General features: G+C 62.3%; 21 protein-coding genes. 9 read left to right on the forward strand and 12 right to left on the reverse strand.

Translation table 11 applies throughout. The features are described from left to right. Positions 1–441: 441 nt before the first annotated feature. From VIG32_00515 to VIG32_00560, 10 genes are all read right to left on the reverse strand, one after another. Positions 442–1209, reverse strand: coding sequence for an SDR family oxidoreductase (locus VIG32_00515; protein HEY8296494.1), 768 nt, complete (start codon positions 1207–1209; stop codon positions 442–444). Beyond that, positions 1196–2527, reverse strand: coding sequence for an NAD(P)/FAD-dependent oxidoreductase (locus VIG32_00520; GenBank protein HEY8296495.1), 1332 nt, complete (start codon positions 2525–2527; stop codon positions 1196–1198). Before VIG32_00520 ends, VIG32_00515 begins: the two co-directional genes overlap by 14 nt. Positions 2528–2530: 3 nt before the next feature. Then, the gene (locus VIG32_00525) at positions 2531–5656 is read right to left on the reverse strand and encodes an FAD-binding and (Fe-S)-binding domain-containing protein (GenBank protein ID HEY8296496.1); all 3126 of its coding nucleotides are present in this window, start codon (positions 5654–5656) and stop codon (positions 2531–2533) included. Between the two features lie 12 nt (positions 5657–5668). After that, a complete protein-coding gene (locus tag VIG32_00530) occupies positions 5669–6781 on the reverse strand; it encodes an enolase C-terminal domain-like protein (GenBank protein ID HEY8296497.1) in 1113 nt (370 codons plus the stop codon). 2 nt (positions 6782–6783) lie between these two features. Further along, positions 6784–8571: a thiamine pyrophosphate-requiring protein gene (locus tag VIG32_00535; GenBank protein ID HEY8296498.1), complete on the reverse strand. Its 1788-nt coding sequence runs from the start codon at positions 8569–8571 to the stop codon at positions 6784–6786. Between the two features lie 124 nt (positions 8572–8695). After that, positions 8696–9376, reverse strand: a complete 681-nt coding sequence (locus VIG32_00540) for a c-type cytochrome (protein ID HEY8296499.1) — start codon at positions 9374–9376, stop codon at positions 8696–8698. Next, a complete protein-coding gene (locus tag VIG32_00545; protein ID HEY8296500.1) occupies positions 9373–10134 on the reverse strand; it encodes a cytochrome c oxidase assembly protein in 762 nt (253 codons plus the stop codon). Before VIG32_00545 ends, VIG32_00540 begins: the two co-directional genes overlap by 4 nt. Before the next feature lie 5 nt (positions 10135–10139). After that, positions 10140–11507 (reverse strand): cytochrome bc complex cytochrome b subunit, encoded by a 1368-nt coding sequence (locus VIG32_00550; GenBank protein HEY8296501.1) that lies wholly within the window; start codon positions 11505–11507, stop codon positions 10140–10142. Positions 11508–11515: 8 nt separating this feature from the next. Then, positions 11516–12325, reverse strand: a complete 810-nt coding sequence (locus VIG32_00555; GenBank protein ID HEY8296502.1) for a Rieske 2Fe-2S domain-containing protein — start codon at positions 12323–12325, stop codon at positions 11516–11518. Continuing rightward, positions 12322–12924: a cytochrome c oxidase subunit 3 gene (locus VIG32_00560; GenBank protein HEY8296503.1), complete on the reverse strand. Its 603-nt coding sequence runs from the start codon at positions 12922–12924 to the stop codon at positions 12322–12324. The genes VIG32_00555 and VIG32_00560 overlap by 4 nt, the downstream gene beginning before the upstream one ends. 83 nt (positions 12925–13007) lie before the next feature. Between VIG32_00560 and VIG32_00565 the strand changes: the two genes are divergently transcribed. Genes VIG32_00565 through VIG32_00595 form a run of 7 tightly spaced genes read left to right on the forward strand, consistent with a single transcriptional unit; the run spans position 13008 to position 20148 of the window. Next, entirely contained in the window at positions 13008–13658 is a 651-nt protein-coding gene (locus VIG32_00565) for a cytochrome c oxidase subunit II (GenBank protein ID HEY8296504.1), read from the forward strand. Then, positions 13655–15241, forward strand: coding sequence for a cytochrome c oxidase subunit I (gene ctaD / locus VIG32_00570; GenBank protein HEY8296505.1), 1587 nt, complete (start codon positions 13655–13657; stop codon positions 15239–15241). Before VIG32_00565 ends, ctaD begins: the two co-directional genes overlap by 4 nt. Continuing rightward, complete coding sequence (locus VIG32_00575; GenBank protein HEY8296506.1) at positions 15238–15627, forward strand: cytochrome c oxidase subunit 4; 390 nt, start codon at positions 15238–15240, stop codon at positions 15625–15627. The genes ctaD and VIG32_00575 overlap by 4 nt, the downstream gene beginning before the upstream one ends. A 1-nt stretch (position 15628) precedes the next feature. Next, positions 15629–16528 carry a DUF5996 family protein gene (locus VIG32_00580; protein ID HEY8296507.1) on the forward strand — a complete coding sequence of 300 codons (900 nt, stop codon included), beginning with the start codon at positions 15629–15631 and terminating at the stop codon, positions 16526–16528. Positions 16529–16543: 15 nt separating this feature from the next. Beyond that, positions 16544–17608 (forward strand): tRNA (adenosine(37)-N6)-threonylcarbamoyltransferase complex transferase subunit TsaD, encoded by a 1065-nt coding sequence (gene tsaD, locus VIG32_00585; protein HEY8296508.1) that lies wholly within the window; start codon positions 16544–16546, stop codon positions 17606–17608. A 49-nt stretch (positions 17609–17657) separates the two neighbouring features. Next, positions 17658–19244 carry a peptide ABC transporter substrate-binding protein gene (locus VIG32_00590; GenBank protein ID HEY8296509.1) on the forward strand — a complete coding sequence of 529 codons (1587 nt, stop codon included), beginning with the start codon at positions 17658–17660 and terminating at the stop codon, positions 19242–19244. A 13-nt stretch (positions 19245–19257) separates the two neighbouring features. Continuing rightward, on the forward strand, positions 19258–20148 hold the full coding sequence (locus VIG32_00595; GenBank protein ID HEY8296510.1) for a PhzF family phenazine biosynthesis protein: 891 nt from the start codon (positions 19258–19260) through the stop codon (positions 20146–20148). Between the two features lie 12 nt (positions 20149–20160). Here VIG32_00595 and VIG32_00600 read toward each other — a convergent pair whose 3' ends face one another. Beyond that, the gene (locus tag VIG32_00600; GenBank protein HEY8296511.1) at positions 20161–20358 is read right to left on the reverse strand and encodes a hypothetical protein; all 198 of its coding nucleotides are present in this window, start codon (positions 20356–20358) and stop codon (positions 20161–20163) included. 98 nt (positions 20359–20456) lie between these two features. On the opposite strand from VIG32_00600, the gene VIG32_00605 reads away from it, so the two are divergent. Beyond that, on the forward strand, positions 20457–21338 hold the full coding sequence (locus VIG32_00605; protein ID HEY8296512.1) for a formate/nitrite transporter family protein: 882 nt from the start codon (positions 20457–20459) through the stop codon (positions 21336–21338). On the opposite strand, the gene VIG32_00610 is transcribed toward VIG32_00605, so the two are convergent. After that, positions 21328–21564 carry a DUF5654 family protein gene (locus VIG32_00610; GenBank protein ID HEY8296513.1) on the reverse strand — a complete coding sequence of 79 codons (237 nt, stop codon included), beginning with the start codon at positions 21562–21564 and terminating at the stop codon, positions 21328–21330. The genes VIG32_00605 and VIG32_00610 overlap by 11 nt on opposite strands. Positions 21565–21638: 74 nt before the next feature. Here VIG32_00610 and VIG32_00615 point away from each other — a divergent pair, with 74 nt between their 5' ends. Then, entirely contained in the window at positions 21639–22451 is an 813-nt protein-coding gene (locus tag VIG32_00615; GenBank protein ID HEY8296514.1) for an isocitrate lyase/phosphoenolpyruvate mutase family protein, read from the forward strand. Positions 22452–22775 lie beyond the last annotated feature (324 nt).

The following is a 22775-nucleotide window of genomic DNA, read 5'->3' on the forward strand; positions in this document are numbered from 1 at the left end:
CTCATACGTCGAAATCCGCTCGCCCGACCCACTAACCTTCGCAATCACACAACACTCCCAAAACAGCACTCCACTTCAACACCCCCACCCGCGACAACCTCACGCATGACAACAACTGAATGCACCCTCGCCTTCTGTCATCCTGAGCCTGTCGAAGGACGACGATCAGTACGCCCCTCACGCTCGTGCTTCGACAAGCTCAGCATGACAACAGCACGCCCTCACGCTCGTGCTTCGACAAGCTCAGCATGACATGGGCTGCTTGCGCGGGGGGACGAGGGCGTTGCGGCGGGGCTCTGAGGGAGGAGCGGAGCCCGGATGGCGGGAGCGACGACGAAGGCAGCAGCTTTTTCGCACGAGGCGAAAAAGCGGGCGTCCCGCCGCAACGCCCTCGTCCCCCCGCGCAAGCCCGCAAGCCCGCAAGCCCCACGCGAACCAACCTCACAAGCTCCCCGACTTCTGCATCATCCCGCCATCGATCACGTACGACGACGCCGTAATATACGCCGCAGCTTCCGAAGCGAGAAAGACGCAAAGCCCAGCGATCTCCTGCGGCTTAGCCATGCGATGAAGCGGAATCTCCGAGAGCAGCGCTTCGTACTCGTGCTTGTTCTTCTTCAACGCGGCATCCATCGGCGTGTCGACCGCTCCCGGGCAGACGTCGTTGACCGTAATGCCGTGCGGAGCCAACTCGACGGCAATCGTTCGCATCAACATGCGCACGCCGCCCTTCGAGGCGCAGTAGGGGGCATTCGTCGGCATCGTTAAATCCTCGTGAACGGAGGAAATGTTGATGATGCGTCCGCCGCGCTTCTGTTTGGCCATCTGTCGCGCCGCTCGCTGCGAGCAGAGCCAGACGCCGGTCAGGTTAACGTCGATGACCTTGCTGTAAACCTCAAACGGGGTGTCCAGGAACGGCATCTTCTTTTCGACTCCGGCATTATTGACCAAAATATCGATGCCGCCAAAGTGTTTGACGGTTTGCGCGACCAACTCGTCGACCTCGTCGGCTTTCGCAACGTCCGCCGCGAAGGCAGCCGCCTTCCCGCCGAAGTTTTCGATTTGCTCGACCAGCGCGTTCGCGGGCGCGGCGTCGCCGAAATAATCGATCATCACCAAGGCGCCTTCGCGCGCCAGACCGAGCGTGATCGCTTCGCCGATGCCGCTGTCGCCGCCGGTGACAATTGCGACCTTCTCAGCTAGAAGCACGTGTTTCTTCCCGATCCGAAAATGATGTTTCCCCTTTCTCAACCATTGGTAAGCGGGCGGTTTCGGGCGGAAACGCGAGCCCGAGCGTCCAGTCGAGCGCCACGCGCGCCTTGCGATTCCATCCCGGCAGACGTCCCAGGTAGTAGGTGCGCCAGGCAAGCCACGCCGGCATGCCGACGATCATATGGCCGCCGGGGATCTCGGCTAGCGCTTGACGATCGCCAAGCGATGCCATCTGCCCCATCTCTTTGTACCGGAAGTTGCGCGTGGCTTTGCCGCGCGCGCGCGCGAGAATGTTCGATGCTAACAGCTTGCCTTCGCGAATCGCATTCTGGGCTAACGGCGCGTACGTTCCGCCGCCCGGCCGGGGCACGGCCGCGCAGTCTCCCAAGGCCCAAACGTGGGGCGTTCCGGTAACGGCGAAATCGCCCCCGGTTTCGATCGCGCCGTGCTTGTCGGTCTTGAGCCCGAGCGTCTTCGCCAGCGGCGAGGGCGCTTCGCCCGCCGCCCATAGCACCGTCGCACTCGCGATGCGTTCGCCGCTTTTTAATTGAACGCCATGGCCGTCAACCGCATCGACGGCCGTTCCGAGCAGCAGCCGCGTGCCCCGTTCGCGCAGCGATGAAGCTGCGTACTTGCCGAATTTTGCCGGCAGGTGCCCGAGCAATTTATCACTCGACTCGAGCACGACGAGTTCCACTGCGGATCGCTCGATGCTCGGGTAGTAGCGTAAGATTGAGTGAAGGAAGGCATTGAGTTCGCCCGCCAGTTCGACGCCGGTGAAGTTCCCGCCGACGACGACGAAGCGAAGCAAACGATCTCGCTCGAGCAAGTCATCGGTCTTGGCGGCTACCTCTAGCGCGCCGACCACGCGGTTGCGCACGACTTCGGCATCCGCGATGGTCTTGAGGGGAATGGTGAATTTTTCGACGCCGGGAATTCCCATCGTCGAATCGGTCGCCCCGAGGGCCAGCACGAGTTCGTCGTACTCGATCAGCTTCGATTCGTGCGTTAAGGGGTGCTGAACGGTAACCGTTCGCCGCTCGACGTCGACGCCGATCGCTTCACCCAATTCGAAGCGCGACGAACCCTCGTGGCCGCGCGTCCCGCGCAAAGCGGCCCGCAGCGGCTGCACGATATGCCGCGTCTCAATCGAGCCGGCCGCCACTTCGGGCAGCATCGGCGTAAAGAGCATGAAGTTCTGCCGATTGACGAGCGTAAGGTCGATCGTGCCCTTGCGGCTCGCGCGTTCGAGCGCGCGGGCCGTGGAGACTCCCGCAAATCCGCCGCCGACGACAACCACGCGAGTTGCAGCCATCGCCTATCGCCGCTTCCAGATGACGAGTGCGGCCACTAACGCCACGCCGCCGAGAATTGCCGCGACCGCCATGCCGCGCGCCGCTGCTTTGAGCGACTCCGACCGAATGTCGGGCATGTAGCGCAGCTCCGGCAATGCGTCGTTGCTCGTTTTATCGGCATCGTCGATCGCCATCTTCAAAACTTGCGCGGGATGTAACGCCTGACGGTTCGTCGTCTGGGCCACTTGTTCGCGGCAGCTGAAGCCATTGGCGACGATAATCGTTTGCTTGTCGGCCTGGCGCACCTTGGGAAGCAGGACGCGTTCGCCGAGCGTCATCGATACGTCGTAATGCTCGGCATCGAATCCGAACGGGCCGGCCATTCCGCAGCACCCGGTGTCCGGGGTCTCGTAGTCGAGTCCGATCGCCTTGAAGATCGCGTTCTCGCCCGACGTATCGAGGATCGACTTCTGATGGCAATGTTCCTGAACGACCGCCTTGCGATGAAGCTGCGGAGGAGCGTAGTCGGGAGCCTTCTTAGCTAAAAACTCCGTGAGCAGATACGTCTGGTCCTTGAGACGTTTCGCGTCTTCGTCGGGCCCCAGCAAATTGACCATCTCGTCACGAAACACCGAAACGCAGCTCGGCTCGAGTCCGACCACGCAGATGCCCGCTCGAATCTGCGGACGCAGCGCTTCGAGTACCTCGCGCAGCATCGTCTTGGCGAGGTCGAGCATCCCGTAATCGTACAGCGGGCGCCCGCAGCACAGTTGCATCTTCGGAATAGTAACGTGGAAGCCGGCGTCTTCGAGCACTTCGACGGCCGCTTGCGCGGTCGTCGGATGGAAATGATTGTTCCAGGTATCGGGCCACAGAATGACCTCGCCGCGCGGAGCGGGTTTCTTCTCGTTGGCTTGCGTTCGCTGCGCGAACCACGCTCGAAAGGTTTGCGGCGCGAAGAGCGGGATGCTGCGCTCCGGCGCCACGCTCACCGTCGCTTTCGCGATGTCGCGCAAGATGGGCATCTGGGTGACGGCGTTTACGACCCCCGGCGCCAGCGAAGCGAGTCGCGCCCACCAATACATCAATCCGAATGCGTAAGCGGCCAGCGGTCGTCGCTTGTGTTCGTAATAGTGCGAGAGAAACTCCGCCTTGTACGTTGCCATATCGACGTTGACCGGGCACTCGCCCTTACACCCCTTGCACGAAAGACAGAGGTCGAGCGCATCCTTCACCGTTTCATCTTGCCAGCCGTTCTCCATCGGGTTGCCTTCGAGCATCTCGAAGAGCAAACGAGCGCGGCCGCGAGTCGAATACGCTTCTTCTTTCGTCGCCATGTAACTCGGGCACATGGTGCCGGCGTCGTGCTTGCGGCACTTCCCGGTACCGACGCACCGATTGGCGGCAAAGGCGAAGCTTCCGTGATCGTCCTCGAACTTGAAATGGGTCTTCGGTTCCCACGGCTGGTAGCTCGTGCCCCACCGAAGATTCTGATCGATCTTGTAGGGATGGACGACCTTGCCGGGGTTCATCTTGCCCTGCGGATCCCAGATCGATTTAAATTCCCAGAACGCCTGCACGAGGTCGTCCCCGTACATGATCGGCAGCAACTCGCCGCGGGCTTGCCCGTCGCCGTGCTCGCCCGAGAGCGATCCTCCGTGCTCGACACAAATGTGCGCCATTTTAGTAACGAACTCGCGATACTTCGCGATGCCCTCGGCGGTGAACAGATCGAAATTGATGCTGACGTGGACGCACGCTTGGCCGAAGTGTCCGTAGATGGAACCCTGATACCCGTACTCATCGAGCATCTTCTGGAATTTGCGCAGGTAATCGCCGAGTCGTTTGGGATCGACCGCCGAGTCCTCCCACCCCGGATAGTAGTCGGGTTGGTTGGGAATCTTCGAGGTCGAACCGAGCGCGTTATCGCGAAACTGCCAGAGGTGCAACTGCTCTTCGTGGCTCTCGATAAGCTTCATCGTCGGCGCATGAGGTTTCGGCTTGAACGCTTCCATCAAGCCCCGCGCTCGTTCGGCGGCTTCTTCCTTCGACTCGCCGCCGAACTCGCAGATCAGCCAGGCCTTGCCGTCGGGAAACATCGAGCGTCCGCTCTCGGGCTTCCCTTTGAGTTCCATGTAGTGGAACATCGATTCCGACATACCCTCGAGTGCGATGGGTTTGTGTTCGTCGCAAAACGGAACGTGGTCTCCGGCGGTGGCCAGATCCGGGAACCCCAGCATCAACAACACGCGATGCGGCGGGCTGTGCACCAGGCGAACCGTCGCCTCGACGACGGTGACGCACGTGCTTTCCGTACCGACGAGCGCGCGCGCGACGTTGAATCCGTTCTCGGGGAGAAGTTCGTTGAGGGGAAAACCCGAAACGCGCCGCGGAATTTTCGGAAACCGCGCGCGGATCTGATCGGCATACTTGTCGCGCAAAGCTTTGAGTTTGGAGTAGATCTCGCCTTTGGGGCCGCCGCCCGCGATGATCCGCTCGAGTTCGTCGTCGGAGGTGGGGCCAACCGTCATGCGCGTACCGTCGTAGGTTACGATGTCGAGCTGCTCCACATTTTCTTCGGTCTTGCCGGCCATCTGCGCGTGCATGCCGCATGAATTGTTGCCGATCATGCCGCCAAACGTATTGCGATCGTGCGTCGCGGGGTCGGGCCCGAACGTGAGGTTGCGTTCCTCGGCCTTATTGCGGAGATCGTCGTTCACGCACCCGGGCTGGACGCGCGCCTTCTTTCCTTCCCAATCGATCTCCACGATGCGGTTCATGTACTTGCTGAAATCCAGGACGACCGCGGCATTACACGTTTCGCCAGCTAGACTCGTACCGCCGCCGCGCGAAAACACCGGCGCTCCGTACGTGCGGCACGCCGCCAACGCTCGTTCGACGTCCTCGGCGTTCTTCGGAATCACGAGCCCGATCGGAACTTGACGATAGTTCGACGCATCGGTCGCATACATCGCTCGCGTGCCGGTATCGAATCGAACCTCGCCGCTAATCGTGCGGCGCAGCTCCGCCTCAAGCCCGGCGGCATCCACGTCGGCGTGGTTAACCGACCCGGGTCGCTCGGTGGGCTTGGGGTGCGTGCCGTTGCGGCTGGAATGTTTCGACTCGACGGCCTCGAGAATGCGGATCATGTCAACGGGTCCTTATAGGGCGAAGCGTTCGGCGTCGGTCCGGCGCAGCGTTAAACCGATGCCGGGACGCGTCGAGTCGGGGGTGAGATCGCCGTTCTCGGGATCGGCAGCGCCGTCAAAGAGCATACGCTCGATACGAACGTGGTCGAAGAAATACTCGATGTGACGTAACTGTTTGCACGCCATCGCCGCGTGCAGGTGGAGGTGCGGCGCGCAGTGCGTCGAGAGCGGCGTCATCGTGCTCTGGCACAAACCGTCCACCGCGAGGAGACCGGAAAAACCGCCGCAGCGCGTGGCATCGGCTTGCAACACGTCGACGGTTCCGGCATCGATCATCCGCGCGAAGGTATAAAGGCCGTATCCATACTCGCCGGACGAAACGTCCATTCCCGCGGGCACGTGCTCGCGGACGAAGCGCGTTCCCGCATAGTCTTCGCGATAGACCGGTTCCTCGAACCAGGTTACGCCCTGTTCTGCAAACGCTTGCGCGAGCCCGATAGCCTGTTGCGCCGAATACGCACCGTTCGCGTCGATGAAAAGCTCGGCGCGGTCGCCGATCGCCGCACGCGCGGCGGCGACGCGCTTGGGATCGATCTGCGGCTCCCGGCCGACCTTCATCTTCACGCGCGGAATTCCGTCGCCAACCCACCCGGCGAGCTGTTCGCAAAGCTGCTGCTCCGTATACGCCGTGAAGCCGCCGCTTCCGTACACGGGAACGCGTTCGCGCGCCGCGCCGAGTAGGACGTACGCCGGCACGCCGAGCACCTTGGCTTTTAAATCCCAGAGGGCTACATCCACGGCCGAAACGGCCATCGAGGTGATCCCGTCGCGGCCGAGGTTGCGCGAGCGAGCGAACATCTCGTCCCACCGGGCGGCGATTTGGAATGCATCTTTGCCGACGACGGTTTCCCGCAGGAGCGTCTCGATCAGTTTTGCGGTGGCGACGTCGGCGTAGGTGTAGCCCATGCCCGTCTCACCGGCGCCATGCACTTCGACGTAGACGAGGGTGGTCGCGTCCCATTTTAGGGTGCCGTCGGACTCGGGCGTCGCCGTCGGAATCTTATAGGCACGCACTTCAAGCGCGTCGATCCGCGCCTGCGTCCGCACGGCGGCCGTAGAAGCCACGATTACTTGTCCGAGCCGTGCGGCAGAAGCCCTGCGAGAACGCTCTTGATCGATTCCTTGATCACGCCGCCTTCATCGGGATCGCCCTTCGCGAGCGCCGAGAAGAGGTTGTGCGCCTGCTCGAACGAGATGTGCGGCGGCAGCTGCGAAATGTTCGGATCGACGACCGCATCGAAGATCACCGGACGGTCCGAGGCGAGCGCACGGTCCCAAGCCGGACCGACGTCTTCGGAGCGCTCGACGCGTATTCCGCGCAACCCGATCTGATCCGCGTACTGCGCGTAGTTGAAATGAGGAAGATTTTGCGAGGCTTCGTACTTCGGGTTTCCTCCCTCGATCCGCATCTCCCACGTGACTTGATTGAGGTCGGAGTTGTTCATGACTAAAAAGATCAACCGCGGATCCGACCAGCGTTTCCAGTATTTCGCCACGGTCAGCATTTCGGCGTTACCGTTCATCTGCATGGCTCCGTCGCCCGTGCACGCGATGACCACACGGTTTGGAAAAGCAAACTTTGCCGCGATGGCGTAAGGAACCGCCGAGCCCATCGTGGCGAGACTCCCCGAGAGCGAGGATTTCATCCCGCGCCGCATGTGAATGTTGCGCGCGAACCAATTGGTCGCAGTGCCGGCGTCGCCGCTCAAGATCGCGTCGTCGGGAAGCCGCTCGTTCAATTCCCAGAAAACGAGCTGCGGGTTGATCTGCTCGCCGGTTACGTGACAGCGGGCTTTTTCGTCGCCGTCCCAATCTACGCGGTTCTTGGCGATTTTTTCACGCCACGCGCCGTTTGCTTTCGGTTCGAGCAGCGGCAGAAGCGCGGCGAGCGTTTCGCGGCTGTCGCCGACGAGGTTGAGCTCGGTCGGAAAGCGCAAGCCGAGATTGCGCGCATCGATGTCGATTTGAATCCCGCGCGCCTGCCCTTCTTTCGGAAGGAACTCCGAGTACGGATAGGACGTGCCGACCATGAGCAGCGTATCGCACTCGTTCATCATGTCGGAGCTCGGGCGCGTGCCGAGCAGCCCCAGCGTTCCGGTCACGTACGGCAGATCGTCGGGAACGACGTACTTTCCTAGCAGCGCTTTGGCGACGCCGGCTCCGAGACGGTCCGCAACGGCGAGCACCTCGTCGGCGGCGTTGGCAGCGCCCTGGCCGACCATTATTGCGACGCGCTTTCCACTATTGAGAATCTCCGCCGCGCGCTGCAAATCGGCCGCCGACGGTACGACGACCGGCGCGCACACGCCGACGCTGCTATGCATCATGTTGTGCGTGTGCGGAGGATTGGGAACGGCCTTCTTTTCTTGAACGTCCTTGGGCACGATCACGCACGTCACGGCCCGCATCGCCTTTGCGGTGCGAACCGCGCGGTCCACGACGTGCCGCATGGCGGCCGGACTCGAAACCGTGTAGACGTACTCGGTCACGTCTTGCAAGAGCACTTGCAGGTCGACTTCTTGCTGATACGAACTGCCGAGCGCGCTCGTCGCCGCCTGACCGACGATCGCAACGACCGGCGTGTGATCCATCTTTGCATCGTAGAGACCGTTGAGCAAATGAACGGCGCCCGGGCCTGACGTCGCTAAGCAGAGGCCAACCTCACCGGTGAACTTCGCATGCGCGCAGGCCATGAACGCGGCCATCTCTTCGTGACGAACTTGGATGAATTCGAGTTTGTCGCCGATGCGATCGAACGCGCCCATGATCCCATTGATGCCGTCGCCCGGGTAGCCGTAGACGCGTTTAAAACCCCACTCCACAAGGCGTCCGAGTAAGAAATCACTGGCGTTCACAATCGTTAACTCCGCTGCTTTTTGCAAGCAATTGTTGAGATACGTACGAGTCGTTGGTCCCTATGAATGTACCCACGCGCCGTGACCCGAAACAAACGAACTTGCGTTGTTTTTTGCCAATCGCTTAATCGACCGAACCGATTCGGCGGACGAACAGAACCAGCAATCCCAGACCGAACATCCAAGCAACGAAGCCTTCGGCTACCGGTCCGATATTGGCCAGTTGCAAACCGCCGGGGTTGTAGACGTCCGTTTTCGTTTGCAAGTATCCGACGTATCGGAGCACGTCGTTGAGATCGCGCGAGCTGAGGACGTCCGAGCCGAACTTCGGCATTTCACCCGGTCCGCTGCGAACCGCCTCGGCAATCTGCTCGGGCGCCGTTGCCATGAGCGACGGAGCGACGTTTGCGTACCCGGCGGATGCGCCGTGCGCGCTCACGCCGTGGCAATGCGCGCAGTTCTCCGCAAAGATCCGGCGTCCGCGATTCGCATCGCCGGGTCCGATTTGCGGCACCTTTGGAGCGCCGTGAGCGCGCGCTGAGACGTACCCGACGATGGCTCGGATCTCCGCGTCGTTGAAAGACGGCGCCTTTTGCTCGGGCTGCTCGTTCGGCGCCGCCGCCGGCATCCGGCCGGTTCTGAGCATGAAGTCGACGTACCCCGCGCCGGTCCCGATAAGCGGCGGACCGTCGGGGCTGCCTTGCAGGTGCGTTCCGTGACACGACGAGCAGTGCACGTTGTAAAGTGATTCACCGTCGCGAGCCGGTGCGAGCGCGAGCGCGAGGGCCAGCACGAGATGCATCATGCGATAGCCTCCCGGTGATCGCGTGCCGCCCAGGCGACGCCGGTGAGCATAAACGCAGCAAAGAGCAGCGCGCCGCCGCCGATCCACATGACGGCACCGGCGTTCTGCTGATCGGCGAGCGCGGCGGCGACGGTACGTCCCACCAGGTAGTGCGGATAGAGGACGCGTTGCGAAGCGTAGATTGCGAGACCCAAAAACGCCCCTTGCGGGATCGCGAGAAACAGATAGAAGAGTCGAACCGGAAAGGCGACGGGCAGCGGCGCGTAGCCGACCTGCACCACGGGCAGCCAGAACAGCAGCGCGCTCGTAAAGAGCAGGCCGTGCTCGACGACGTGGGCACCTTCGTAGCGCAGCGCGAGATCGTAGAGCGGTGAAAAATGGATCCCCCACAGAACCGCAACGAAGAGCAGCCACGCGACGACCGGCGATGCGAACGCCAGCACGAGCGGGTGGCGCGCGATGCGGGCGATCGCTCTAGCGGCACGCGGCGGCGGCAGAGCGACTGCGAGCAGGAGCGGTGCGCCGAGCAGCAGCAGCGGCGGCACGATCAGGGCAAGCGCGAGATGCTGCGTCATATGAGCGGCAAAAGAGCGATCGACCAGGCCGTCGATCGCGGGCGAGAACGCTGCGGTCGCCACGACGACGCCGGCGCAAAACGCAGCCACGCGCCCCCGACCGAACCGCCGATGCGGGTAGCGACGATCGTATGCCCGCACGCAGGTGAGGTAGCCGGCGAGAATCGCGGCGCCGAACAGCATTGCAATCACGTGATCTTCTCTTCGTCGAAACCGCCCCGCTCGTTGCGCCGCAATCGCACGCGTTCCGCGGCGCTAACGCCTCCGCGCCGGCGCAGCTCGCTCGCGAGCGCGAACGCGACGATGAAACCGAGAATCGGCGCGACGACGAACCCGAAGCGATAGACCACGTTGATCGTATCGACCGACAGGTGCAGGTAGCGTGCTTGAACGTCGCCGCTGCCCGCGAGGGTCAGATCGAGCGCGAGCATAAAAAGTGCGACGCCGGCGCCGGTGCGCCACGGCACGTCGCGCGGCCGGTCCAACAGTTGATGCGACGCGCGATCGCCCGTGATCGCGCGCTCGATGAACGGCCATCCGAAGAGCAGGCCGAAGAGGACCAGCGGCAGCAGCACGCCCGGAAAGAATGGCGAGGGGATCGTGTGTCCCCAGAGGTGGATCGACCACGGAAAGCTGATACGCAGCGCGCCGTCGAGCCACCCAACGTACCAATCGGGCTGCGCGGGCGAAGCGGCCAGCGAAGCATCGTAGGGGCCGAATATCCAAATCGGATTGATCTGCACGAACGCCCCGAGCGCCACGAGGACCGCGATCGTCGCGAAACCCAGCGCGATCGACTTGGCCGCGTAGTTCGGCATCAGCGGCGAGCCGACGACGTTGTGCTCGGTGCGCCGCGGCCCGCGAAATTGCGAATGCTTCTGCCGCCAGAGAATCGCCAGATGCACGCCGATGACCGCGGCAATCGCTGCGGGAACCGCGAAGACGTGCGCCGCGAAGAGCCGGGGACCGATATCGTTGCTGTTCGGGAAGGCACCCCCCAGCAGTAAAAACGACGCCCACGTGCCGACGAAGGGAATCGCGAGCAGAACCGAGTCGGCGATGCGAAGCCCGATCCCGCTCAAGAGATCGTCCGGGAGCGAGTACCCGGTAAAACCTTCGCCCATTGCCAGCAGAAAGAGCACGACGCCCACGAGCCAGTTCAATTCGCGCGGCTTGCGAAACGCACCGGTGAAAAAGACCCGCGCCATGTGCACGACGATGCCGGCGACGAAGAGGAGTGCCGCCCAATGGTGGATCTGACGAATGAGCAATCCCGCGTTAACCGCAAAACTCAAGTGGAGCGCCGATGCGTAAGCCGTCGACATCGTGACGCCGTCGAGCAGCGCGTAAGGTCCGTGATAGACCACCTTGGTCGGCGCGGGATCGAAATTAAAGGCGAGAAACGTGCCGGTCGCGAGTAAGACGAGAAAACTATACAGATTTATCTCGCCCAGCATAAACGACCAATGGTCGGGGAATGCCTTGCGCAGGGCGTGCTTCATGAAATGAGCCGTGCCCAGGCGATCGTCGAACCACAGGACGAACCGTTCGGTCATCCCCACGCTTAACCGCGCTCCCAAAAGCCGGGGCCAACCGGAACCGGGTAATCACCCTTCGCGCGGAGATAGCCGGCCGAATCGACTTCGAGCGGCAATTGCGGCAGCGCGTGGTCGGCCGGACCCGAGAGCACCTTTCCGGCATCGGCGACATCGAACACCGACTGATGGCAGGGGCACATCAGTTGATGCGCCGCCGCACGATAGAGCGCCACCGGGCAGCCGGCGTGCGTGCAGATCTTCGAGTAGGCGATATAGCCGTCGACGCTTTGACCGACACCGTCCGGCAGCCGGATCAAGACCGTCTGCGACGACGCATCGCCGATTGCGCCCTCCGGAAAAACGGTGACGATTGAGTCGACGTTGAGCGCATCCTTCGTAAGGATCTCGCCGTTTTCGCGTACGAGCCGGTCGCCCGGTTTCCATTTCGTCTTAAAGAGCGCGCCGTCGGGCGCCGGCCCCCACGAACGAAACGGGAAGAGCGCGGCGATGCCAAAAATGCCGAGGGCGGCGTACAGCAATTTCACCAGGCCGCCCCGGCGCGTGACCTCTTCCTCGGTTTGTTCCAATTCATCGACGGCGGCGCTGCGATCGGCGCTATCCGATGGATACTCTTCGATCTGGTCGATGACTCGATCGTCGCCGATAATCCAATTCGCCCAACCGATCGCCGCGATGGCGAAACCCAGCAAGGCGACGGCCAACGCCAAGCCTTCCGCCTGAATGCTCGCGTGGAGCACGTAGGCCGCCATGAAACCGAGGCTGCCCAGAATGGCCAGCCCCAAGGCGCCGGCGATCGCGCGATCTTTAGCGTTCATCGGATGAGGTAGATCGCGCCCCAAATGCCGACCCACACGATAAAAACGAAGTGCCAATAGTAGGAAATCGCTTCCGCACCCGCGCGATGGTTGGCGGTAAGAGCGCCGCCGCGCAGCCCGAAAAAGAGCGCGACCAGCAAAATGATTCCCGCCGCGACGTGGAGCAAATGAAAGCCGGTCATCGCGTAAAACAGCGACCCGTAGGCGCTGCTCGCGATCGTGAACGTATTTTTCGTATAGCCGTCCAACGCGATTGCAATAAACGCGACGCCGCAGAGAATACCCGCCGCGAGCCAGCCGTATGCGGCCCGATACCGGTTGCGATCGAGCGCGCGGGTCATCAAGAACATCACGACGCTCGAAAAGAACAACAGCGATGTCCCGGCCGAGGAGGCGAGCATATCCAGATGAACGTTGGGAGGCGGCCATTGCGCGGTTTGGCTGCGCAGATCGAAATACGCCGCGAACAGGCCGGCGAAGAACATAAGTTCGGAGGCTAAGAAAATCACTACGCCAAAGACGAGCGGGTGCGCGCGAATGCCCAGCGGGCTCTCGCGATGACGGGCGCTGCGCCGATGGGATACGGAATCGACTGCCAAGATGTGACGTCTCCTACTCGGAGCTTCTGTACCCGAAACCGTCCGATGTTAAATCGCAAAATCGTGGGTAAGTGAGAAATCCGATGCCACTCTTCGACCCCGCGTCAGTTCAGGCGCAGACGCTTCGTGGAGACTGGGAGATTTTTTTCGGTGCCGCGGTGGTCGTTGCGATCATCATGTTCGCGCTGATTCTGCTTCCGCTTTTGCTGTGGCGCCGCCGCGGAGATGCGTTGCCGCCGCAGTTCAAAAAGAACCGCTCGTTCGCGTACGTCTATATCCTGACCCCGTTCGCGCTGGTCGCGGTACTGTTCTATTTCACATTTGTTAAGGAGCGCAGCGTGGACGCCCTCGTCCCGTCGCCCTATGCAACGGTTGACGTGACGGCCTTTCGCTGGTCTTGGCAGTTCGTCTACCCGCACGCGCGCATTCGCATCGTCGGAACGCCGCAGCAGCCGCCGGTCCTCGTGCTACCGCTGGGAAAAATAACCCAGGTTAACCTCACATCGGTCGACGTGAACCATGCCTTCTGGATCCCGTACTTCCTCTTCAAGCGCGACGCGATTGCCGGAATGACCAATCATTTCGATCTGACGCCGACGCGCCTGGGAACCTTTCGCGGACTTTGCGCGGAGTATTGCGGGCTCGACCACACGCTCATGACGTTTCAAGTCAAAGTCATCTCGGACGCCGACTACCGGCGTTGGCTCGCGACCGCAGGAAAGAGCACGCCGTGATCGCCTGGTTAACCTCGACCGATCATAAGAAGATCGGCATCATGTACATCGTCGCAACCTCGTTCTTTTTCGGGATAGCCGGCATTCTCGCAATGCTCATCCGGACCCAGCTTGCGACGCCCGACATGACGTTTCTCGGTCCGCACGCGTTCGATCAAGTGTTCACGATCCACGGCACGGCCATGATCTTTCTCTTCGTCGCGCCGTTCGGGCTCGGTCTCGCGAATTTCTTGATTCCGCTGCAGATCGGCGCTCCCGACATGGCGTTCCCACGCCTAAACGCAACGGCACTTTGGCTCTTCATCTTCGGCGGCCTCACGGTCTTAAGCGGTGCGTTTGCATCGGGCGGCGCCGCATCGTCGGGCTGGACGGCCTTCGCACCGCTCTCCGAGATTCGGATCTCTGCCGGCGCGGGCCAAGATCTTTGGATCGTCGGACTAACGATGACGTCCATCTCTTCGATCCTGACCGCGCTCAACATCGTGGTAACGGTCTTTTTGCTGCGCGCGCCGGGAATGACGATGTGGCGCATCCCGATTTTCTCCTGGGAGATGGTCGCAACGTCGCTGCTGATCTTGATGGCTTTCCCGCCACTGGTCACCGTCTTCGCGATGCTGCTGATCGACCGGCACCTTGGCGGCCAATTCTTCGACCCCGCGCACGGCGGCAATCCGGTGCTCTATCAGCATCTCTTCTGGTTCTTCGGCCATCCGGAAGTCTACGTGATGATTCTGCCGTATTTCGGCGTCGTGACCGAGATCGTTGCGGTCTTTTCACGCAAGCCCGTCTTCGGATACGTCGAACTCGTGCTCTCCGCATTCGCGATCGCCGGCCTCTCGATGGGGGTCTGGGCTCACCACATGTTCACGACCGGCGCCGTGACCAATCTGTTCTTCTCCGCGATGTCGTTTCTCATAGCGATTCCGACCGGGGTGAAATTCTTCAATTGGATCGGCACGATGTGGAAGGGCTCGATCGAGTTCTCCACGCCCATGCTCTTCGTAATCGGCTTCATGTTGAATTTCTTGATCGGTGGGATTACCGGCGTCATGGTCGCTTCGCCGCCGATCGATTTTCATGCCGAAGACAGCTATTTCTTGGTCGCACATTTCCACTACGTGCTCGGCGGCGGCAGTCTCTTTGCGATCTTCGCCGCGCTCTACTTTTGGTTCCCCAAGATCTTCGGCGTAAAGTTGAGCGAGCGCATCGGGAAGTGGACGTTCGGCATCCTCTTCGCCGGTTTCAATCTCACGTTTTTTCCGATGCACTTTATGGGCATCGAGGGCATGCCGCGGCGCGTCTACACGTATCCCGCGATCGAACACCTGCCGCTGCTCAACGCGCTCGCAACCATCGGCGCGGGATTGATGGCCGTAGGCGTTCTGCTCTTCCTGCTCGACGTCGTCGTCTCGGTCCGTAAGCGCGAGCCCGTCGGCGACGATCCCTGGGGCGGATACACGCTGGAGTGGGCGACGAGTTCGCCGCCGCCGGAGTTCAATTTTACATCCTTGCCGCCGATTCACTCCGAGCGGCCGGTCTTCGATCTGCATCACCCGGCGGTTGCCGCCGAGGTTACGCCGTGAAAACCTTCGTTACGCTCTTCATCTCGTCGGCAACGTTCGGCATCGTCATTGCCGCGGTGTACTATGTGTGGTCGCGCGGCGAGTGGGCCGGAACGCTGCTGCTCGGACTGATGGCGATCGGCTTGACGTTCGCTTCGGGGTACGCGATCCTCGCCGAGCGCGATGCCGATCTCGACGGCGATCGTAAGGATCTCGAAAACGCGGACGCGGCCGGCGAAGACCTCGGAATCTACACGACATCGAGCGCGTGGCCGATCCTGATGGCCTTTTCGGTGCTCGTTTTTCTGATCGGCGCCGTGTGGATTCCGTTTCTGCTCGCGGTCGGGCTGGCCGCGATGCTGCTCGTTCTGTGGCGCCTGGGCGCCGAGAGCAGTAGAATCGCTTAGCATGGACGATACCTGGCCGAGCCTACCCCTCAACCGCTGGAAAGATACGGCGGACACGCTGCATCTGTATACGCAGATCGTCGGAAAGATCCGTCTCGCGCTCGCGCCGCTAGAGCGCGAGTGGGCGAACGTACCGCTGTACGTTACCGCCCGCGGTCTCACGACGACCGCCATTCCCTACGGCGAACGAGCTTTTGCGATCGACTTCGATTTGATCGCCCACGTCGTCGACATCGTCGTCAGCGACGGGCAGCGGCGCTCCATCCCGTTGCTCCCCGCCCCGAGCGTCGCCGATTTCTACCACCGCATGATGGAGGCGTTAGCCGAGTTGCGCATCGCGATTCGAATCTGGCCCGTGCCCTCGGAGATCCCCGAGCCGATTCGATTCACCGAAGATACGCAGCACGCATCCTACGATGCCGACTACGCCAATCGCTTTTGGCGCGTTTTGCTCCAAGTCGATATGATCCTCAAGGAACACCGAGCGCCGTTTCGCGGACGGCATACGCCGGTGCAGTTCTTTTGGGGGTCGTTCGATCTCGCGTACGCGCGTTTTTCGGGGCGCCCCGCAACGCCGCCGAGCGACGACATCATCATGCGAGTGGCCATGGACGCGCAAGAGATTTGCGCCGGATTTTGGCCTGGGGACGCGCGATTCCCCGAACCCGCGTTTTGGTGTTATGCGTTTCCCAAGCCCGCCTTCCTCGAGGCCTCGGCGATCGCGCCGTCCGCAGCCTACTGGAACGCCGGCCTCGGTGAATTCGTGCTGCGCTACGAGGACGTTCGCGCGAGCGACGCACCCCGCGAGATGCTCCGCCAATTTTTCGCCAGTACGTTCGACGCATGTGCGGCGTTGGCGAAGTGGAACGAGGTGGCGGAGGGTGAGGGGCGCCGCGCGTAGCACCAAGGAAGCATCATGCTTCTTTTGGGGATCGAGACCTCGTGCGACGATACCGCGACCGCCGTCGTACGCGACGGCTCGACCGTTCTCGCAAGCGTTTCGACCAACCAGGATCGCTTCCACGAAAAGTATGGCGGAATCGTACCCGAGATCGCGAGCCGCCAACACGTCGCGCTGCTCTCCGCTGCGGTTGAAGATGCGCTCGAGCGTGCCGGCACGAGCCTGGAGGCGATCGACGGCATCGCGGTGACGCGCGGCCCGGGCCTCATCGGCAGCCTGGTCGTCGGCGTCGCGGCTGCGAAGGCGCTGGCGTTCGCACTCGATAAATCGCTTTACGGCATCAATCATTTGCACGGCCATATCTTTGCCGCGTTTCTCGATCGCGCCGACGTTCCGCAGTATCCCTTTTTAGCGTTGCTCGTATCGGGCGGTCACACGCAACTCGTGCGCGTCGCGAACGCGACCGAGATGGTCGTCATCGCCCGCACGCGCGACGACGCCGCCGGCGAAGCGTACGACAAGACCGCACGTTTGATGGGGCTCGGATTTCCCGGCGGCCCGAAGCTCGACCGCTTGGCCAAAGACGGCGACGCGCGGGCGATCGCTTTTCCACGCAGCCGCCCCGATCGCAACTCGCTCGACATGTCGTTCTCCGGGTTAAAGACCTCGGTGCGCTACTTTCTCGAAACGGCCGACGGTCGAGCGGCGCGCCCCGAGGACGTGGCGGCGTCGTTTCAGGCGGCCGTCGTCGACGTGCTGATGCAGCGGGTCGGCGAGGCCTTCGAAAAGGGTGCGTACACGGGAGTCGTTCTTTCGGGCGGCGTTGCGGCGAACTCCGCCCTTGCGGCGGCTTTGCATGCATGGGGCGAACGTACGAGTGTGCCGGTCTTTATTCCACCGCCCCGCTATTGCACCGACAACGCGGCGATGATCGCCGGCGCCGCGTTTCATCAGGGTGAGGCCGTTCGCGTCGATCCGATCGCGCTATCGGCCGACCCGAATCTCCCGTTCGCGCTCGAACCCGCCCTTCGACAGGCTCCGTCCTTCGACAGGCTCCGTCCTTCGACAGGCTCAGGATGACAAAGAGAGGGGCGTTGTGATATCGCGTATTGGCGTTGTTGTTTGCTGTTTGCTTGCGTTCGGGGGGTGTACGCGGGCGGCGAATAACGCGGCTACCGCGCGGCCGGATACGATCGTTATCGCGCAGCAGCGCGAGCCGATGTCGCTCAATCCGGCGCTCGAGAACGGAACCTCATCGACCGAGTGGGGCCTCTTGCTGTTCTCGTATCTCGTGAAGTTCAACGACAAGGGCGAGTTGATCGGCGATGCGGCGACGGCCGTTCCGTCGTTGCGCAACGGGGGGATCAGTCCGGATGGCTTGACGGTGACGTATCACTTGCGCAAGGGCATCGAATTTGCCGACGGCACGCCGCTGACGGCCGCCGACGCCGCCTGGTCCGTCGACGCGATCAACGATCCGGCCAACAACGTGCAGAGCCGCTACGGCTACGACGACGTCGCGAAAGCGCAAGCGCCCGATCCGTCGACGCTCGTGCTGCATTTGAAGAAGCCCTTCGCACCGCTTTTGACGCTCGTACTCGCCCCGCAAGGCTTTCCGATTTTTCCCAAGCATCTGCTCGCAACGCATCCCGACTTCAATCACATTCCGTTCGACGCGCTGCCTATTGGATCGGGGCCATACGTGGTCGACCGCTGGCTTCACGGAGATCGCGTCGAGATGCATGCCAATCCGCACTACTGGCAGGGCAAACCGAAGATCGAGCATCTCGAGATTCGCTTCGTCGCCGATCCGAACACGGCGATCAACCTCCTAAAGACGCGCGAGGTGGATGGATACTTCAGCGATCTCGACTTCGGGAATTATCCGATCCTCAAGGCCGTGCCCGGCGTCGTCGTGACGAGTACGCCGGTCGATGCGGTGGGCGCGATCGTCTTCAACACCCAGGATCCGCTCACGAGCGACGCGCGCGTTCGCCGGGCGCTCGCCGAAGCGATGAACGTTCCGGCGCTCGTCGCCAAGAGCTACCGCGGCGCGCTCGATAGCCGCGCGGCCGGGAAGGGGCTGTTTATTTGGGCGTACGATGCGCACGCCTACCCGGATATCCCGTACGACCCGGCGCGAGCCCGCGTATTACTCTATAGCGCCGGCTGGCATCTCGGGCCCGACAAATTGCGTCATCGCAACGGCAAGACGCTCGATCTGCTGCTGATCGTTCAAGCCGCGACGCCCGGCGATCAAATCATCGGGAGTGCGATCCAGCAGTACGAACGAGCCGTTGGGGTCGACGTTTCGCTCAAGCAGTTCAACGTAACGCAGTTCGTGGCGCCGGCCGATGCGGGCGGTCCCGTCTACGGCGGCAAATTCCAAATGGCCCTCTACCCCTTCGTCAACGGCGACGATCCCGATACGACCGATCAATTCGCGTGCGCCAACGTGCCGCCGCACGGCTACAACAAGTCGCGCATCTGCGAACCGCGCATCGATGCGCTTTTAAATGCCGGTCGCACGACCTTCGACGTCGCTAAGCGCAAAGCGATCTACGCGCGCCTCGAAGAGCAACTGATCTCGCAACTGCCGATTGCCCTGCTCTATCAGCGCCGCGAGCTCGACGCGTTTTCGACACGCATTCACAATCAGACGACGTCGCTCTCGACCGCATTCTGGAACGTCGGCGCATGGTCGCTAGAAAAGTGAGTCACAGGTTTCCATGACGCAATACCGTTACATCCTTTGCGACGTTTTTACAAGCGATCGTTTCGCCGGCAATCAGCTCGCCGTTTTTCCCGATGCCGCCGGCCTAAACGACGCGCAGATGCAGGCGATCGCGCGCGAACTGAATCTATCGGAGACGACGTTCGTCACCCCCGCCGCGCCGCCGCGCACCGCCTCCGTGCGTATCTTCACGCCCGGCCGCGAGCTTCCGTTCGCGGGGCATCCCACCATCGGTACGGCGTTCGCGCTGACGATGCTCGGGCGCTTGCCGGAGGGCGCGACGCAGATGCTCCTGGCCGAAGCGGTCGGCGACGTCCCCGTCCGCATCGAAACGCGGTCGGATCCCTTTATGGCCTGGCTCGTTACGCCGCCAATCGAGTTCGGAGAAGAGGTCGATTCGAGCCGATGCTCGTGGGCGCTCGGCTTGTCTGCCGGCGATCTCATCCAATCCGCGCCGCCGCAAATCGCGAGCGCCGGAGCGCCGTTTCTTTTCGCCGCGCTACGCGACGCATCGACCGTAGATCGCGCGACGCTCAATGCGGCCGCAGTTCGAGATTTGAATGCGGACGCTACCTTCAACGGAATCTTTTTCTTCGCGCCGACGCCGAAAGGCGCGTACGCCCGCATGTTCGCACCCGCGCTCGGAATCGCCGAAGACCCCGCCACCGGATCTGCGGCCGGACCGCTGGCAGCCTACATGGTGCGACATCGGCTCCTAGACGCGCGCGATGGAGTCCGCCTCGTGGTCGAGCAGGGAACGAAAATGCTGCGCCGCAGCCTGTTGCACGTGTCGCTCGGATGCGACGCCTCGGGTGCACTCGAAACGGTCGAGGTCGGCGGCAACGCGGTCTTCGTTGCGGAGGGATTCATGGAGGCCGATGCCTGAGGCTCGCGCGCGCTAAAGCGCGGCCGATTCATCCTCGTCGACGTAGACCTCGTACGCAAGATTCGTAATCGCCGCACACATGTCCACGAGCACCGCGCGCACCTCGCCCGGTCCGATTGGCTGGTTTTCTTCCCACGTCGCAAAACGATCGAGAACGTTGCGGAGATTCTGCATGGTCAGCATCGAGCGTTCGGCTTTGGTCGGTTTCACGCGAGGCTCTTCTTCAAACATCCGTCGGCGACCCGTGGCGTTAGAAGTACGGTCAAAGTGGAAACGAACCGCCCACATCCAACGAGCGGAGAGCGTACGTGACGCGAAAGAAGAGCGCCGAAGCAAGCGAAGAGGCCGGCAACACCGTCCAGCTCACGGGAACCGAAGAGGCCCAGGTGACCCAGCGGACCGCGCTGCGACCCGAGGTCGTCTTCGAAACGGTCCGTCGCGAAGGCGATGCCGAGCTGAACCGTTCGGTCTCCGCCCTCGCGTTTTCGGCGCTCGCCGCGGGCCTCTCGATGGGATTCTCGCTGATCGTCCCGGGCTTCTTGCATGCGACCCTGCCGGCGTCTCCGTGGCGCGTTTTGATCGAGAATCTCGGCTATACCACGGGGTTCCTCATCGTCGTCTTAGGGCGCCAGCAGCTCTTTACCGAAAACACGGTCACGGCGATTCTGCCGCTGCTCGACGAACCGCGTAAACTCGGGATCTTCTTGAAGGTCTGCCGGCTATGGTCGATCGTCTTAGCCGGAAACCTCGTGGGTGCGGCGATCATCGCGGCCGTTCTCGCGCACACGTCGACGTTCGACCCGCACGTTAAAGCCGCGTTTACCGAACTCGGCCTGGCTACGCTCGCGCCGAGTTTTGGAACGATCGTCCTAAGGGGCATCTTTGCCGGATGGCTGATCGCGCTGATGGTTTGGCTGCTGCCTGCCGCCGGCAATCAAAAAATAACGGTCATTCTCGTCATTACGTATCTGGTCGGCTTTCTCGGATTGAGCCACATTATCGCGGGTTCCGTCGAAGCGATCTACGCGGTCGCGTCCGGGGCCGCCACCGTGCAGAGTTACGTCTTCCACTTTCTGATTCCGGTCTTCGTCGGAAACGTGATCGGGGGCGTCCTGCTCGTCTCGTTACTGAACTACGGGCAGGTCGCCCCCGAACATTCGGAGGCTCCGAAGAGACGCGTTAAACCCTAGGGCCGGCGTCGCGCTCCGCGAGCTTCGCGAGATTTTGAATCACGATGATGGCGATGATCGTAATGATGATCGCGTAGACGAGCTCCGCCCAGACGCCGCTGCCGGCCTTAAGAAAGAGCCCAATGAGGTCGGTGATAAACTTATTCCACGCGAGCGCCGCTATCAGTCCGAATGCGGCGGTCGCAAGGGCGATCATCGTGCCGAGGTAAGACGGTTTTACTTCCATATTCACCCTCCGGTCGAGATGCGAGATGCCCATAGGAGTTGCCGCGGCCCGCGTTGCAGTCCTGCCCGATGACGATGACGCAAGCCGAAAAAGCCGCGCGATTACGCGCGCTGCATGGAGCCGCGGAGCCGCTGCTCCTGGTAAACGCCTGGGATCCGGTAACGGCACGAATTCTCGAGACGATGAACTTTCCGGCAATCGCAACGACCAGCGCCGCGATCGCGAACGTACACGGATTTCGCGACGGTCAAGGCATGCCGCGCGCCGCGATGCTCGCGGCCATAACGGCGATCGTTGCAGCCGTCGAGCTCCCGGTCACCGCCGACCTCGAAGGCGGCTACGGGACTGCGATCGAGGACGCGATCGCAACCGCGCGCGGCGCGATCGACGCCGGCGCGGTTGGGTTGAACTTCGAGGACGCGGCCGATCGCGGATTGCTTCCAATCGAATTGCAGGCGCAACGCATTCGCGCGATTCGCGAAACCAGCCGCGAACGCGGGATCGATCTCGTGATCAACGCGCGGACCGACGTCTTCCTGGCCTCGATCGGCGAGCCCGGCGAACGTCTGGGTCTAACGCTCGAACGAGCCGCCGCGTACGTTGCGGCCGGCGCCGACGCGATCTTCGTGCCGGGCGTCACCGACGCCGCGACGATCGGCGAACTCGCCCGCGCGATCGCGGCGCCGCTCAACGTTCTGGCGGCGCCCGATTCACCATCGGTCGAGGAACTGAAACGATTGGGCGTTCGGCGTATCAGTTGCGGCGGTTCGGCCCACGGACACGCCATGGCGGCGTTTCGCAAGGCAGCCGCCGAGATGCGCGACCGCGGCACGTTCGACTTCGCATCCGACCGCATCTCGCACGCCGACCTCAACGCACTGCTGTAGCACCAAATGAATCGAGAAACGCGAGAGGATGCTTAGCATTCGCTCGTCGAACGTATGTTCGCAATGAGAAGCCCTGAATCACTACGGGAACTGGTTGGGCTTGCGCTGGCTTGTGGCGCACTCGATGTCGGCGGACCGCTAACCAAGAGCGAAGCGTTACTCACGCACCGGGCGTCGCCAGTCACGAAGCGAGACGCACGGCGCGCCCGCGCAGCGATTCGCGATGGCGCCGACCCGTTAGGCGCCGCATTCTGCGCGCTCCGGTCGCCACTTGAACGGCGTCCCCTGGGAGCGTTTTATACGGGCTCGACGATCTTGGATCCG

It is taken from the genome of Candidatus Baltobacteraceae bacterium, from assembly GCA_036559195.1.
In the GTDB taxonomy this organism is placed as follows: domain Bacteria; phylum Vulcanimicrobiota; class Vulcanimicrobiia; order Vulcanimicrobiales; family Vulcanimicrobiaceae; genus JALYTZ01.